9 protein-coding genes are annotated in these 16,365 nt (G+C 63.7%); 6 read left to right on the forward strand and 3 right to left on the reverse strand.

The genetic code is table 11. From position 1 onward, the window contains the following. Nucleotides 1-19: 19 nt before the first annotated feature. A complete protein-coding gene (locus tag ACIPHM_RS21665; RefSeq protein WP_400332840.1) occupies nucleotides 20-709 on the forward strand; it encodes an ABC transporter ATP-binding protein in 690 nt (229 codons plus the stop codon). Here the strand turns inward: ACIPHM_RS21665 and pgi are convergent. The 3 genes from pgi to ACIPHM_RS21680 all read right to left on the reverse strand — a co-directional run bounded on the left by pgi (nucleotide 693) and on the right by ACIPHM_RS21680 (nucleotide 5,746). Further along, entirely contained in the window at nucleotides 693-2,366 is a 1,674-nt protein-coding gene (pgi, locus tag ACIPHM_RS21670; protein ID WP_400332843.1) for a glucose-6-phosphate isomerase, read from the reverse strand. The genes ACIPHM_RS21665 and pgi overlap by 17 nt on opposite strands. Nucleotides 2,367-2,475: 109 nt before the next feature. Continuing rightward, on the reverse strand, nucleotides 2,476-4,230 hold the full coding sequence (locus tag ACIPHM_RS21675) for an NAD(P)H-hydrate dehydratase (RefSeq protein WP_400332846.1): 1,755 nt from the start codon (nucleotides 4,228-4,230) through the stop codon (nucleotides 2,476-2,478). Between the two features lie 241 nt (nucleotides 4,231-4,471). After that, complete coding sequence (locus ACIPHM_RS21680; protein WP_400332848.1) at nucleotides 4,472-5,746, reverse strand: D-amino acid dehydrogenase; 1,275 nt, start codon at nucleotides 5,744-5,746, stop codon at nucleotides 4,472-4,474. Nucleotides 5,747-6,000: 254 nt separating this feature from the next. Between ACIPHM_RS21680 and purL the strand changes: the two genes are divergently transcribed. The 5 genes from purL to ACIPHM_RS21705 all read left to right on the forward strand — a co-directional run bounded on the left by purL (nucleotide 6,001) and on the right by ACIPHM_RS21705 (nucleotide 16,297). Continuing rightward, nucleotides 6,001-10,032, forward strand: coding sequence for a phosphoribosylformylglycinamidine synthase (purL, locus tag ACIPHM_RS21685; protein WP_400332851.1), 4,032 nt, complete (start codon nucleotides 6,001-6,003; stop codon nucleotides 10,030-10,032). Nucleotides 10,033-10,423: 391 nt separating this feature from the next. Next, the gene (locus ACIPHM_RS21690; protein ID WP_400332854.1) at nucleotides 10,424-11,065 is read left to right on the forward strand and encodes a hypothetical protein; all 642 of its coding nucleotides are present in this window, start codon (nucleotides 10,424-10,426) and stop codon (nucleotides 11,063-11,065) included. 215 nt (nucleotides 11,066-11,280) lie between these two features. Beyond that, nucleotides 11,281-12,867, forward strand: coding sequence for a hypothetical protein (locus ACIPHM_RS21695; protein ID WP_400332856.1), 1,587 nt, complete (start codon nucleotides 11,281-11,283; stop codon nucleotides 12,865-12,867). 135 nt (nucleotides 12,868-13,002) lie between these two features. Next, a complete protein-coding gene (locus ACIPHM_RS21700) occupies nucleotides 13,003-14,529 on the forward strand; it encodes a hypothetical protein (protein ID WP_400332859.1) in 1,527 nt (508 codons plus the stop codon). 136 nt (nucleotides 14,530-14,665) lie between these two features. Further along, on the forward strand, nucleotides 14,666-16,297 hold the full coding sequence (locus tag ACIPHM_RS21705) for a hypothetical protein (RefSeq protein ID WP_400332862.1): 1,632 nt from the start codon (nucleotides 14,666-14,668) through the stop codon (nucleotides 16,295-16,297). Nucleotides 16,298-16,365: the final 68 nt, after the last annotated feature.

Consider the following 16,365-nt stretch of genomic DNA (forward strand, 5'->3'; position numbering starts at 1 on the left):
CAAGAACTCTCTTCTTGCCATGTCGTTTTCCGAAAACGTTATTGAAGTGCGGGGTCTGGGCAAACGGTTGCGTGACGCGACCGGTGAACTGATCATTTTGCAGGATATCGATTTTTCCGTCGCGAAAGGCCAGACCGTGGCTATCGTCGGCGCGTCCGGGTCAGGCAAATCCACGCTGCTCGGCCTGATGGCCGGCCTCGACACTGCGACCGACGGCCGCATCACGCTGCTGGGCAAGTCGCTTGGCGAACTCGACGAAGAAGGTCGCGCTGCGCTACGGCGCGGTGCCGTCGGCTTCGTCTTCCAATCCTTCCAACTGATGCCGCATCTGACCGCGCTCGAGAACGTGATGCTGCCGCTCGAATTGTTGGGTGAGACACGTGAAGTGCGCAATCGTGCCGTCAAATTGCTCGAAGAGGTGGGATTGGGATCGCGTCTGACGCACTATCCGAAGCAACTCTCGGGCGGCGAGCAGCAACGCGTGGCGCTCGCGCGCGCATTTGTCACCGAGCCTACTGTGCTGTTTGCCGACGAACCCACGGGCAGTCTCGATACGGCGACGGGCGAGCGGGTGATCGACCTGATGTTCTCGCTCAATCAGGCGAGCGGCGCGACGCTGGTGCTGGTCACGCACGACTTGGCGATTGCACAGCGTTGCGATGCAACGGTGCAACTCGCCGGCGGTCGATTGGTCAACGGCGACGCCTGAGCGCCTCACCCGCAATACGGATCAACGACGCTGTGGAGGCGTCGTGCGCACCGGGCTTGAGAGAGTCCGGATCGACGAGTTCGGGTTCGATCGCACGACACAGCGTCTTGCCCAGCTCCACCCCCCATTGGTCGAACGGGTTGATGTTCCAGATGGCGGCCTGAACGAATACCTTGTGCTCATACAGGGCGATCAGCGCCCCGAGGCGCTCCGGCGTCAGCTTGTCCATGACGAGCGTGTTGCTGGGACGGTTGCCGTCAAAGCGACGTTGCGCGCCTAACGGGGTGCCTGCCTGTTCCGGTGTTGCCGTCGAGCCGCCTTGCAGGAACGCTTCGCTTTGCGCGAAACAATTGGCAAGCAGCTTGCGGTGATGATCGAGATAAGCCGGTTGATCGTACTGCGGTTCGAGCACGGCAATGAAGTCGACCGGCACGAGTGTGGTGCCCTGATGCAGCATCTGGAAGTACGCGTGCTGGCCATTCGTACCCGGCTCGCCCCAGATGATCGGCGCGGTCTGCCACGCGACGGGCGTGCCGTCGATCTGCACCGACTTGCCATTGCTCTCCATGTCCAGTTGCTGCAAATACGGTGGGAGCTTCTGCAGCGCGTCCGTATAAGGGGCGATGGATAGGGTCTGCGCGTCGAAGAAATTCCGGTACCAGATGCCGATCAATCCGAGCAGCACGGGCATGTTGGCTTCGAGCGGCGCGTTGTGGAAGTGTTCGTCCATCGCGTGTGCGCCGGCGAGCATCGCCTCGAAATGCGCGGCGCCCAGATAGAGCATGATGATCAGGCCGACCGACGACCACAGCGAGTAACGTCCCCCCACCCATTCGCTGAACTGGAATACGTTCTCGCGAAGAATGCCGAAGCCCATCGCTTCGTCGACATTGGTCGAGACCGCGACAAAATGCTTGTCGAGATCGCGCTCCGGAATGCCATGGGCGATGAACCACGCGCGAATCGTGCGCGCGTTCGTCATGGTTTCGAGCGTGGTGAACGTCTTCGAGCACACCACGACCAGCGTCGCCTCGGGATCGAGCGTCGGCAGCGTGCGCGCGAGTTCGGTCGGGTCGATGTTGGCGATGAAGTGCGCCGAGAGGTCCGGGCGGCCGTAGACGGCGAGGGCGTCGCACACCATGCGCGGTCCCAGATCCGAGCCGCCGATGCCCACGTTGATCAGATGCTTGATGCGTTTGCCGGTGGCACCCACCCAGCGGCCATCGCGCACGCGCTCGCTGAAGTCACGCATGCGTGCGAGGGATTCGGCCACGCCGCTGCTGACTTCGCCCGAGGTGTCGCGAAAGACCATGCCCTTGGGCGCGCGCAGCGCAATGTGCAACGCCGCGCGATTTTCCGTGACGTTCACATGTTCGCCCGCCCACATGGCGTCGCGTTTGGCGGGCACGTGGCATTCGCGTGCGAGATGCGTGAGGAGGGTGCGCGTCTTCTCGGTGATGCGGTTCTTCGAGTAATCGAGATACAGGCCAGCCGCGTGCAGCGAAAAGTTCTCGACGCGCGCGGTGGCACCTGCGCCGGCGAACCAGTCGCGCATATGCTGCGAGGCGATTTCGTCGCGGTGCTGGAGCAGGGTGCGCCAGGCGGGGAGGTGGTCCAGACGAACGGATGTCTTGTACGGCATGTGCGATAGGGACATTTCGATAAAGCGAAGTATAACGGGAGTCACCGCGAAATCACGCCGAAATGCGGCTACGGGCAAGCCCCGGCGTACTTTGGCATGGCTTGCAGGTCCCGAAATGAGGTTTTCAGGGCGCGCTGGCGACGTTCGGGCGGCCTGTTGGCGCCGATCGCATGGATCGTGCCGAGCGCGTGGCACGCATTCCCTCGCTCAGCCATTCACCCAGTTCGGCGCGAATGGCCGGCAGGAGTTCGGACGCCGTCAGCCCCGCAGGTCCGGTGCCTGCGCTCACGCAGCGATCGGCGGCCCTGCCGTGCATCCACACGGCGGCCAGGGCGGCCTGCGTTGCCGGCATGCCTTGCGCGAGCAGGGCGCCAATGACGCCGGTGAGCACGTCGCCGGTGCCTGCCGTCGCCAGACCGGCGTTTCCCGTCGTGTTGATCCAGGCACGAGTGCCATCGTCGATCACGCTGCCTGAGCCTTTGAGCACGATCGTCACGCCGAAATGCTGGGCGAGCGCGCGCGCGGAAGCCAGCCGGTCCGATTGAATTTTTGCCACGTCGCAGCCCGCCAGCCGTGCGGCCTCCAGCGGGTGCGGCGTGAGCACCGTCGGCCCTGAGCGACGGCGCACGCGCTCGGCGAGCGACGGTTCGGCGGCGAGCAGATTGAGCGCATCGGCGTCGATCACCAACGGCGTATGTTCCAACGCGAGTGCGCGCGACAGACACGCGGCAGATGCCGCCGAAGTGCCGAGTCCCGGTCCGATGGCGACCGCCTGCATGGCCGAAAGGTCGAGATTCTCGGCGTGACGAAGCATCAACTCCGGATGTACCGGATCCCACGCAGGGGCGTCATGGGCGACGAACCCCACATAGACGCGCCCGGCGCCGGTCATCAAGCCGGTCCGGCCCGACAGCATGGGCGCGCCGACCATGCCCTCGTTACCGCCGAGCACAGCCAGCGATCCATAGCTCCCTTTGTGGGAAGCCTGACGACGCTGCGGGAGATGCGCGAGGAACGCGCTCGGGGCGCTTGTCGCAAGGACGTTGCCGCTCACACCCGCAGCGTCCGTAGAGCCCGCAGCGCGCATGGCTGTCAGCACGTCTTCCGTTCCCAACGAAGCGACGAGTACGTCTCCCGCGATGTCGCGGCCAGAGCCGGTCAACAGGCCTGGGCAGGCGCCGAGCATCGCAATCGTCACGTCGGCATGGATAACGGGTCCGTCGACCACACCCGTGGCGGCCGCCAGCCCGCTGGGGATGTCGATGGCGAGCACCGGCGTGCCTTGCGCGTGGGCATGCGTAACGTTTTCGACGAGCGCTGCAGCGGCCCCGTCGAGCGGACGAGACAGCCCGATGCCGAACAGGCCGTCGACGATCCATGCGTAGGCCGTCGGCTGTGACCACGTGGCGGGCGCGGGCCGCACCGGCACGCCCGCGGCGAGAGCCTCGCCGTGCGCCCAGCGTGCGTCGTCGGCCACGGGCGGCGCGAGTTGCCACACGTCGACGCGCACGCCGAGACGATGCAGCTCGCGTGCCGCCACGTAGGCGTCGCCGCCATTGTTACCCGGACCAGCGAGCAACAGCACCGGCTGCCGCCCGGCACTCGCGAGCGCCGGAAGATGGCCGTAGAGCCAATGCGCGACGGCGGCGCCTGCGCGAGCCATTAGCGTATGCGGGGGCAGTTGCGCGGCAGCAAGGCGCTCGATCTCGCGCAGCGCACCGGGCAGAGATAAATCGAGCGCGACGTAGGCGCTTGCGGTCGTCGATACGGTGTCGGGCGGGAGGTGGGGGGGCGTTGGGCGGGCCAGCGGACTTGGGCTGACAGGAGAGGTGATGGCCGCAAGGGCGGCAGCATCGTCGACGCGCGGAGAATCGGACATGACAGGCATAGCTCCCTGAAGCGAGGGCGGCAAGGACGGCGAGAGCGGCAAGCACAGCGCATGGCTTGCCGCGCCATGCTTGCCGACACGGCGGGCCGAATGCGGCCGTACGCCGCGTACCGATCTTGAGATTATGCCGTCAACGCACGATTCTGCCTGCCGGTGCGAATCCCGATGTCGTGTGGGTCGTCTCTGACGCGGTGCGCCCGATTGCCGAGCGCAATCAGGGTAATCAGCGCAATCAGTGCTCGTAACGAGCGAGCGTCAGCCCGTTCAGGTCGATGCCCGGGGTTTGTCCCGAAATGACGTCGGCGAGTACGCGTCCGGAGCCGCAGGCCATCGCCCAACCGGTCGAGCCGTGGCCGACATTGAGGAAGATCCCCGGCACATGCGTGGGGCCAAGCAGCGGGGGACCGTCGGGCAGCATCGGACGCGCACCTACCCACGCCCGCGCTTCGCGGTATCGGCCCGCGCCTGGGAACCAGTCCGTCGCCACCTTGTAGAGCGTAGCGATGGCGCGCTCGCGCAGCACGAGCTGCGTGTCGCCCAGCTCGGCCGTGCCCGCGATGCGCAGACGGTTGCCTTGCGGGGTGATCGCGGTCTTGAACGACTCGTCCATGACGGCGATGCGCGGGCTGAAAAGCTCGGTCTTGACCGGCACCGTGATCGAGTATCCCTTGATGGGCCAGAGCGGCAGATCGATGCCCAGCGGACGCAGCAACGCCGTGCTGGCCACGCCGGCGGCGATCACCACCGCGTCGGCTTCGAGCGTCGTTTGCTGCCCCGTCTGGACGGTGCTGGCCGTCTCGACCGTCACCCCGGCGCGGCCGACATTCGGGCGCACGGACAGCACGGTCGTCTCGGTGGCGAGCGTCACGCCCATGTCGCGGGCGATCTGGGCGAGGCGCTTGGTGAACAGCGGGCAGTTGCCGGTTTCGTCGCGAGGCAGGTGGAGTCCGCCGGCGAGTTGCGCGTCGGTGGAGATCGCGGGTTCGAGCTTGCGGCACTCGTCGGCGCTTAGCACGCGGTGCGGCACCTCATTCTCGGTGAGCATCGCACGCGCCGGCCCGTTCATCCTGATTTCGCGCTCGGTGCGGAACAGTTGCAGATAGCCCTGCGTCTGCTCGTATTCGAAAACGTGGGTCTCGCGCAGTTCGTGCAGGCAGCGCTGGCTATAGAAGGCGATACGTTGCATCCGCTCGCGATTGATGCGGTAGCGCTCCAGCTTGCACTCGCGCAGCCAGCGCGTGGCCCAGCGCCACGTGCCGGCAGACAGGCCCGGCCGGAAGATGAGCGGGCTCGCGGCGCTGAACATATAGCCCAGCAGCTTGCGCGGCATGCCGGGCGCCGCCCAGGGCGTGACGTAGCCCGGTGCGATGACGCCCGCATTGCCGAAGCTGCTCTCCTGCGCAACCGTGCTGTTGCGCTCGACGAGCGTGACCGTGTGCCCCGCGGCGGCCAGATAGTAGGCAGTACAAGTGCCGATGACCCCGCCGCCGATAACGATGACCTTCATTCCCAACCGTCTGGTGTGTGGCGAACGCCCGTTCGTTCGCTTGTTAGTGTCGTTCTTTGACGTGCCGCGCGCCGGGCAACCGGTTTCGCGGCCCGAGTGGATACGGGGCGCATAGGTTACCAGAGAGACGCCCTCACAGGGCGGGACGCAACGCAGAATGCCTGTCTCGCACCCGGGTATAACCCGGGGTAAGCAGGGTATAATCCCGGTTTGTCGTTCCCCCGCGTTTTGAACGCCTCGCCTTCCGTCCTTCCATGACTCACATTGCCTGCTTCGCCGGCGCCTTGGCGCTTTCCGAATTCCGCCAGCAACGTCTTCTGCAGACCCTGCAAGCCATCGACAGTTCGATCGTTCGTATCGACGCCCGCTACGTTCATCTCGTGGCCAGCGCCGAGCCGCTTTCGAGCGAAGACGTGGCCCGCGTCGCCGGTCTGCTCACTTACGGTGAGCCGGTACGCGAAGCGCCGGTCGGCGACCAACTGCTGGTGATCCCGCGTCTGGGAACGATTTCGCCGTGGGCGAGCAAGGCAACCGATATCGCACGCAACTGCGGCATCGATCACGTGCGTCGCATCGAGCGCGCCGTCGAATACACGATCGGTGTGAAGTCCGGCCTGCTGGGTGGCAAGAAGTCGCTCGCGGCCGATGTGCTGGCGCGTGTCGCCGGTGTGCTGCACGACCGTATGACGGAGACGGTCGTCGCCTCGCGCGCCGACGCCGAGGCGCTCTTCGTCGAGCTGCCCGCCAAGCCGTTGCAGACGGTGGACGTGATCGGTGTGGGTCGCAGCGCCCTCGAAGCCGCCAACGGCGATTTGGGACTGGCGCTCGCCGAGGACGAAATCGACTATCTGGTCGACGCCTTCACCACGCTCAAGCGCAACCCGACCGATGTCGAACTGATGATGTTCGCGCAGGCCAACAGCGAACATTGCCGTCACAAGATTTTCAATGCGGACTGGACCATCGATGGGCAGCCGCAGGACAAATCGCTGTTCAAGATGATCAAGAACACGCACGAACTGCACCCGCAGGGTACGGTGGTTGCGTATTCGGACAACGCTTCGGTGATGGAAGGCGCCGAAGTCGAGCGTTGGTATCCGCGCGGTGCCGATGGCAAGTATGGCCGCAGCGTCGAGCTCACGCACACGCTGATGAAGGTCGAGACGCACAACCACCCGACGGCGATTTCGCCGTTCCCGGGCGCGTCGACCGGCGCGGGTGGCGAGATTCGCGACGAAGGCGCAACGGGCCGTGGCTCCACGCCGAAGGTGGGCCTGACGGGCTTCACCGTGTCGAACCTCGCGCTGCCGGACGCGCGCGAATCCTGGGAAAACGATCGTGACGTGGCCGTGCCGCCGACGCTGCGCAAGCCCGACGACACCGGCGCCGACTATGGCCGCCCGGACCGCATCGCCTCGCCGCTGCAAATCATGATCGACGGCCCGCTGGGTGGCGCTGCGTTCAACAACGAATTCGGCCGCCCGAACCTCGGCGGCTACTTCCGTACCTACGAACAGAACGTGGGCGGTCGTGTGCGCGGCTATCACAAGCCGATCATGATCGCCGGCGGCCTGGGCAATATCGCCGCGCAGCACACGCACAAGCATGATCTCCCGGCTGGCACGCTGCTCATCCAGATCGGTGGTCCGGGCATGCGCATCGGCATGGGCGGCGGCGCTGCCAGTTCGATGGCGACCGGCACCAACACGGCTGAACTCGACTTCGACTCGGTGCAGCGTGGCAACCCGGAAATCGAGCGTCGCGCACAGGAGGTCATCAACGGGTGCTGGCGCCAGGGCGAAGCCAATCCGATCCTGTCGATCCACGACGTCGGCGCAGGCGGTATCTCGAACGCATTCCCGGAACTCGTGGACGGCGCAGGCAAGGGCGCTCGTTTCGATCTGCGTCAGGTTCAGCTCGAAGAGTCGGGCATGTCGCCCGCCGAAATCTGGAGTAACGAAGCGCAGGAACGCTACGTGCTGGCTATCGCGCCGGACAGCTTCCCCGCGTTCCAGGAGATCTGCCAGCGTGAGCGTTGCCCGGTGGCGGTTGTCGGTATCGCAACGGACGAGCGTCAACTGAAGCTGGTCGACCCGATGCATCCGGAATCGCCGGACCCGGTCGACATGCCGATGGACGTGCTGCTCGGCAAGCCGCCGCGCATGCATCGCAACGTCACGCGTGTGAAGACCGAACTGCCGCCGGTGGACGTCACCGGTCTGTCGCTCGACGACGTGGCGCGTGCCGTGCTGCGTCACCCGACGGTGGCCAGCAAGTCGTTCCTGATCACGATTGGCGACCGTACCGTGGGCGGCCTGACCGCGCGCGACCAGATGGTTGGCCCGTGGCAGGTGCCGGTGGCCGACTGCGCCATCTCGCTGATGGACTACGCCGGTTATCGCGGCGAAGCGATGACGATGGGCGAGCGCACACCGCTGGCGGTGATTGACGCCCCAGCGTCGGGCCGTATGGCGGTCGGCGAAGCCATCACCAACATTGCGGCGGCGCCGATTGCGGCGCTCGACCAGATCAAGCTGTCGGCCAACTGGATGGCGGCGTGCGGCACCGAGGGTGAAGACGCTGCGCTGTTCGATACGGTCAAGGCCGTGGGCATGGAACTGTGCCCGGCACTGGGTCTGTCGATTCCGGTCGGCAAGGATTCGCTGTCGATGCGCACCAAGTGGGACGACGCGGGCCGCAGCAAGGATGTAGTCGCCCCCGTCTCGCTGATCGTGTCGGCGTTCGCACCGGTCGAAGACGTTCGCGGCCATCTCACGCCGCAACTGCGCTCGGTGGCAGACGCCGGTGAGACGGTGCTGATCGCCATCGATCTGGGTCACAACAAGAATCGTCTGGGTGGCAGTATCCTCGCGCAAGTCACGCAACAGATTGGTGACGTCACGCCGGATCTGGACGATCCGGCCGATCTCCAGCGCTTCTTCGACGCGATTCAAAAGCTCAACCGCGAGGGCAAACTCCTCGCTTATCACGATCGCTCGGACGGCGGTCTTTTCGCCACGGTCGCGGAAATGGCGTTCGCCGGTCACGTTGGCGTGTCGCTCAATGTCGACATGCTCACGCTCGACGACGGCTTCGAGTCCGACTACGGCGACGCCAAGGACTGGGCAAAGCAGACGGTCGGCCGTCGTGAAGACAAGACGTTGCGCGCGCTCTTCTCGGAAGAGCTCGGTGGCGTGATTCAGGTGCGCGCTTCGGAGCGCGACGCCGTCTTGCAGACGCTGCGCGAAGCCGGGCTGTCCTCGTGCACGAACGTGATCGGCAAGCCGAACACGAGCGACGTCATCGAAATCTATCGCGACGCCAAGAAGATCTTCGGCGCATCGCGTGCCGAACTGCATCGCGTGTGGTCGGAAGTGAGCTGGCGCATTGCGCGTTTGCGCGACAATCCGGCCGCTGCCGACGCCGAGTACGAAGCCCTGAACGACACCAGCGATCCGGGCCTTTCGCCGAAGCTGACGTTCGACGCGAGCGAAGACGTGGCGGCGCCGTTCATTGCGACCGGCGCGCGTCCGAAGGTCGCGATCCTGCGCGAACAGGGCGTGAACTCGCATCTGGAAATGGCCTACGTGCTGGACAAGGCCGGTTTCGACGCGTACGACGTGCATATGAGCGACCTGCTCGCGGGCCGTCACTCGCTCGAAGCGTTCAAGGGTTTCATCGCTTGCGGCGGCTTCTCGTACGGCGACACGCTGGGGGCGGGTGAGGGCTGGGCGAAGACGATTCTGTTCAACCCGGCGCTGGCCGAGCAGTTCGCGGGCTTCTTCAACCGCGCCGATACCTTCGCGCTGGGCGTGTGCAATGGTTGCCAGATGATGAGCAACCTGTCGAACCTGATTCCGGGCGCGGCCGCATGGCCGAAATTCACGTACAACCAGTCGAAGTACGAAGCGCGTCTCACGCAAGTGGAAGTGCTCGAATCGCCGTCGCTGTTCTTCAAGGACATGGCCGGCTCGCAACTGCCGATCGTGATCGCGCATGGCGAAGGTTTCGCGAACTTCGGTCAGCAGGGCAACATCGATCAGGCGATTGCCGCGATGCGTTTCGTCGATCATCGTGGTCAGCCGACCGAGCAATATCCGTTCAACCCGAACGGCTCGCCGCGCGGGCTGACGGCCGTGACCACCGGCGACGGCCGCTTCACGGTGATGATGCCGCACCCGGAGCGCGTGTTCCGCACCGTGCAGATGAGCTGGGCGCCGCCGCAATGGGGCGGCGACAGCCCGTGGATGCGCATGTTCCGCAACGCTCGCCGTTGGGTGGCCTGATGGCCTGAGCCTGTCACCGGCGGGGCGATAAGTCGCCCCACGGCCGCGAGGCGTCGCCGGCGCCACCATTGCAATGAAAAAAACCGCCTGTCCTGTCATGGGGCAAGCGGTTTTTTTGTGGGTCGACGTCTTGACCTGTCAGGGTTGACAGTTGTTCGCCGCAAACGGGCCATGGCTCAATCGTGTGTCGGCATTTCGCGTCCGACGCGAAATGAAGCAGGGCCGCCATGTTTCTCATTCCAGCGTTCCGGAGGAGGTGTTGTGCATCCGCGAGCGCAATGGATATCGCTCGTATGCGCAAATGTCGTGCCACGAGTGATCGTGCGGCGTAACTCGCAGTTTTTGCGGTTACGGCAGAAACCCAGGAGAGTATCTGCTAGGAGATGTGATCATGGAAAACAAGCCGGTGGTGGAGTCGGAACCGAGAATACTGGAGGCGACCGGGGACAACGGAAAACTGTTGTTGACCTCGGATTACTACAATCGCGAGCACGTGACGGCGGAGGTGCCGCAATACGAGGGCATGGCGACGGGGCAGACCGTGGGCGTGCGATGGCGAGGCCCTGCCGTGCCCCCCTACGACTCACCGATCAGAATCGTGCCGTTTCCGGCCATTCTGACCTTTGACATTCCGCGCTACGAAGTCCTCGACGCTATCGGCAGCGCGGTTGTCGTGACATTTACGGTGCAGCGCGGCGCCCAGCAACCCATCGAGTGGTCTCTCCCGCTCAATCTCAGAGTGCAGGGCACGGCCTTGCCCGCGCCGACGATTGCCGTCTCGGGAACCACCGCGACGGTCACGGTCACTTACCCGTCGCAGGCCACCGGTCAGCGGGTTCACGTCCGGTGGCAGGGTACGGTTGTTCACGACACCGAACAGCAGTCCGTCACACCCGGCACACCGAACGTGTTCCACATCCCGCCGGCATGGGTCTCGCAGAACAGCGGGAAGATGGTCTACATCAACTACGCCGTAGGAACGACATCGGGCGATCCCTACCTCTTCTCCCGAACGTTGCGCAAACAGCTTTGACGCGGATTCGAAGTCCGGACACCCCTGCGCTCCAGAACGTGACGACGGCGAGTTCGTCACGTACTGGATAACGGGGCGCCTGGTTTGCGCGAACGGCCGCGACACCTCTGGACCCGGTTCATGAGCCATGGGTTGACAGCTCGCGGCGCGCCATGGAGCGTCCGGCCGGGCAAGGCTCGGCAACGCTGGGGCGCATGAATGTGTGGGGGTGACAAATGAAGATCCGTTTGATCAAGAGTATCAAGAGCGGCGGCGCTGGCTGCGCCCTGGTGCTTTGGCTCGTGCTTGCGGCGTGTACGACGTTCGGCCCGCAGGTGTCCGGGCCAGTGCCCCCCGAGGCGCGCACCCCTCCCGCCGTCGCACCGTCGCTCAACGCCGTCATCGATCCCGCCGCCCAATTGGAGGGGTGGTACAACCGTACCGATCAGAATTGCGGCACGGCGAATCGTCCGGCGTTTCTTTGCAGTGGCGTCATGTTACGGGCGACGGAAACCAATCCGGCTTTCTTGCCGTGGGATCCGAGTCCGGATGCCATCCAGAAGGGGGGGATTTCGTTCTCCTGGCTGCGCACCGATAGCGGGTTCTCGAAGATGTTCCATAACCCGAACGGGTTTGTCGTCTACCCGGATATGGAAGTGCCGTCCGGGACGCAGGAACTACAGGTGTATTGCGCGTTCCCGCTCGATGCGGATACGTGGAGACGGCCAACGGATCAGGGCTGTGGCCCCCTGACTTACGATCCCGTCGAAAGCCGGTCTTGCGAGGTGCTTGGCATCACCACGGCGCAGCAATGGGTCGCGCATTTTGACAAAAGGAAGAAACGCCCCTACAACATGTGCGCGTGGAATGTTCGCATCGGCCAGCAAGGTACGGCAGACAGGTTTTATCAGAACATTCGGGCCGAAGCGTTAGTCACTCGAACCGATTCGATGGACTGGAACGAACTCATTATTGCAACGTGGGCGACCGGCATCGGTACGGCGCTGCCGATTCAATCGTTCTTCTATCTCCAGAATGTGTCAGGCGGGCTTGTCAAAGCGCAAACGGACCAGCAGCGTTACTTCCAGGCGTACGGTAAATTCGTGCCGATCGTTCGCATCGGATTGCCGGCAAATAGCGGTGCGAAGGCCACGTTCGTCTACACCCTCGCCGATCAGGTGGTAGCCCCGCCCGACGACAGCATCGCAACGATGACGCCCAAGGTGCTGGAAGCCTCGGCAAACAACGGGCAGCGGCTATTGCTCAATGACTTCTACTCGCGCGATTTCGTCACGATCGAGGTGCCCGTCTATCCGGGAATGAGCACTGGGCAGACCGTGGGCGCGAGGTGGCGGGGACCGTCCGTCACTTACGACACACCGATCCATCCGGTGACGTCGATTGCCCCTGTGACGTTCCAGGTGCCGCGCGTCGAAGTGATCGATGCGATTGGTACGACGGTGCCCGTATCGTTCACCGTGAAGCGCGGCAACAATCCAATCGAGCATTCGGCGGCGCTGAATTTGCAGATCGAAGCGCAAGTGCTCGTGTTACCGGCGCCGACGATCAACGCGGGCAAGACAGAGGTCACCGTGTCATTCCCCGGCGCGCTGAGTGATCAGACGGTGCAGGTCCGGTGGGCGGGGGTCGTGGTGCGTGACACCGTCAGTCAGTACGTCGATCCGGGGCATCCCAACGTGTTCGCAATACCGTCCTCGTGGGTCACCGAGAACGCGGGCAAACCGATTGCGGTGAACTACGCGGTCGGCACCCGATCGGGGACTCGCTATCAGTTCTCGAAGATTCTCCGGATCAACCCGTGAGCACCTGTGCGGGGATTTCGCACCGCGACACGAACGGTGCGAGGCGGCGGACGACCTGTCAGGGTTGACAGTTGTTGCCCATGTTTATCGGATGGCCAAATTAGTCATCTTCGAAGCGCATGAGGGGGCATCATCATGAGCCACGATCTTATTACGTCACTGCGTAGAAACCTGCGCCATTGGCGCAACGGGGTGCTGTGGGCGCTGCTCTTTGCCGTCATGGCCCCGGCTCATGCGCTGACGGGCGTCGAGTATCTTGTCAATCAGCGCGACGAGCTCAACTTCGGTATTGCGCTGGCGCAACGCCTGAACGCGCGGTTCGCGGATACGTCAGCGTGCCCGGGAGGCGAGGCGCCGTACTTGTGCAATGGCGTGATTATCCGTGAGACGGGATATAGCCCGGACTTCCATGCATGGAATCCGAGCCCGAGCTCGGTCACCCGCAACGGCGTCTCGGCGTCTTACATGCGTGCCGATGCAGGCGTCACGGCGATCGCCCACCAGGGCGGCGAGGGACTGATATTCGCGCCGTTCGGTGCGCCGGCGCAGTTGCCGCTTACCGCGCGTTGCATCTACCCGTCCGACGCAGGGACCGATGGGCGTGCAGACAAGTGCGGCATTCGCACGATTCCGCTGAGCGCACCGTGCGCTCAACTGGGCATTACCACGTTGGAGGCCTGGCGAGCTAACTACGATCAGACCAAAAATCCTTACCAATGCGCGTTGGGCGTGGATACAGCGGCATTCATGCTGAGTCTGGCCGCGCGCGCGACGTTCCCATTGCCCCATACCCGGCTGGAGCAATGGAACGAGTTCATCATCGCGCCCTGGCCGCAGGACGTCCCTGCGCAAATTCCGCTCGAAGCCGCCATGTATACGCCCGAGTCGGCGAGCTACCGTACGGGTGCGCAGGCTATCCAGACGGACTACTTCAATCAGACGGGGAAATTCCTGCCGGTCATCAAAGTCGACATCAAAGGCAATCCGCAAGCGCCGTTTTCCTATTCCGCAGCCGATCAGGTGATCGTGCCGGACGAGAGCATCGCTGCGATTGCGCCGAGGGTGCTTGAAGCCACTGGGGAGGTTGGGCACCGGTTATTGCTCAACGACTTTTACACGCGCGACTTCGTGACGGTCGAGGTGCCTGACTATCCGGGGATGAGCATTGGGCAGACCGTGGGGGCGAGATGGCGAGGGCCATCCGTGACTTACGACACGCCGATCAAGACGGTGACATCGATAGGTCCCATGACATTCGAAATTCCGCGTGTGGAAGTGGTCGATGCGATCGGCACGACGGTGCCCGTGACGTTCAGTGTCAAGCGGGGCAATAACCCGATCGAGAACTCGGCACCGCTGAATTTGCAGATCGAAGCGCAGGCGCTCGTGTTACCCGCGCCGACGATCAACGCCGAAAGAACAGAGGTGACCGTGGTGTTTCCCAACGCGACGAGCAATCATGCGGTGAAGGTGCGGTGGTCGGGCGTGGTGGAGCGTGACACCGTCAGTCAGTACGTCGATCCGGGGCATCCCAATGTATTCGTGATACCAGCCTCGTGGGTCAGCGAGAACGCGGGCAAAACGGTCGCCGTGAACTACGCGGTCGGTACGAGATCGGGCGCTCGCTATCAGTTTTCGAAGATTCTCAGAGTCAGGTTTTGATCGTCTGCGGTGACTCGTCGTCCGATGACCCGCCGGGGGCGAGGCAAGGTATGGCCTGTCAGGGTTGACAGTTGCCGCTCACCATTCTTGGTTGGCTGGATTAGACCTCTGGCAAATGCGGATTGGGGGCATCATCATGATCCACGGTTTCGCAACTCGTTTGCGTCAACGTTTTCGCGGTTGGCACGTCGGGCTGTTGTACGTGCTGCTTTTTGCGGGCGCTGCAACGGCCCAACCACTGACCGGCGCCGACGTCGCTTACCTCGTCAATCAGCGTTATCAGTCCACGGTGGCCCAATGCGCGGCAGGTCGTCCTGCATGGCAATGCTCCGGTGTATTGATGCGTGCCCTGTCGGGCGACTCTGCCGTCACGTTTGGCCAGCTCAGCGCGCAGGAGACGGCATTGCAGTCGGCGAGCGTGGCGTATGTCCGACGCGATGTGACTACGGTAGCGCTGGCATCGAGTGCGGGACTCATTTTGGCGGACGGCTTTACCGCGACAGGTCAGGGCAAGCCTTACGAAGTGCGTTGCGCGTATCCGTTTGCGATGCCGCTTGCGACGGACACGGCATCGCATGGCTGCAACTTGATAAATGACACGCAACCGACGCCACCCGACTGGAGTTCGTGCGCCGGGCTCGGCGTGTCCGACGCGCCCGGCTGGGTTACGTATTTCAACACACAGGGAATCGATGTCGTAAAGCAATGTTCGCTGAGCGCGACGATAGCGAGTCAATTCAAGGCAAGCCTTGAGGCGCACGAGCAGGTATCGGCGGATCTGGCGGACAGCCCGACAATGCTGCTCCTCGCGGCCTGGGATCCTGCGAGGCCCGAGACGATTCCGTTGCAGGCGTTTTATTACGACGTCGCCAATGGCGGGCAACTCACGCAGGCACAGCGCTACCAGAGGCAATACTTCGATGCGACCGGGCAGTGGCTGCCGATTCTGCGCATGGCGATGGCAAGTGGCGTGCCTACGGCATTCGGCTTCGACGAGCGCGACCAACTCGACTACGGCATTGCACTCGCGCAACACCTGAACGCGCGGTTTGCGGATACGTCCGTATGTCCGGGCGGTGTGTCGCCGTATCTGTGCAATGGCGTGATCGTCCGGGTCACGGGATATGGCAGTGGATTCCATTCGTGGAATCCAAGCCCGACCGCTGACAGACTTAACGGCGTGTCGACGACTTATATGCGTGCGGATGTCCACATTACTGCGGTTGCGTACGGGGGCGGCGAGGGACTGATCTTCGCGCCGTTAGGCGCGCCGGTACAGACGCCCCTTATCGCACGTTGCATCTACCCGGGCGATGGCGCTACCGACTTGCGTGCCGATAAATGTGGCATCGCCAGGATTCCGCGCAGTGCGCCGTGCGCACAACTCGGCATTACCACCTTGGCGACCTGGCGAGCCAACTACGATCAGACGGGATGGGACCAGCAATGCGCGTTAGGGGTCGATACGGCAGCATTCGATCTCAGTGTGGCGGCACGAACGACGTTCCCGATGCCCCCGTTGCCCTCATACGAGTGGTGGAACGAGCTCGTGATTGCGCCATGGCCGCAGAACATCCCCGGGCAGATTCCGCTCGAGGCTGTCATGTACACCCCGGAGTCGCCGACCTACCTCGCTGGTGCGCGCTACATTCAGAACGACTACTTCAATCAGACGGGGCAGTTCCTGCCGATCATCAAGATCGACATTCCAGGCCACCCGCAAGCGCCGTTCTCTTATACACCTGGGGATCAGGGGACAGCGAATTAGCACACGCGGGGCGTGGGTCGACGGATGACCTGTCAGGGTTGACAGTTGTTGCGCACGATGAGCGGATG

The organism is Pandoraea sp. NPDC087047 (assembly GCF_044745225.1).
Classification (GTDB): Bacteria; Pseudomonadota; Gammaproteobacteria; order Burkholderiales; family Burkholderiaceae; genus Pandoraea.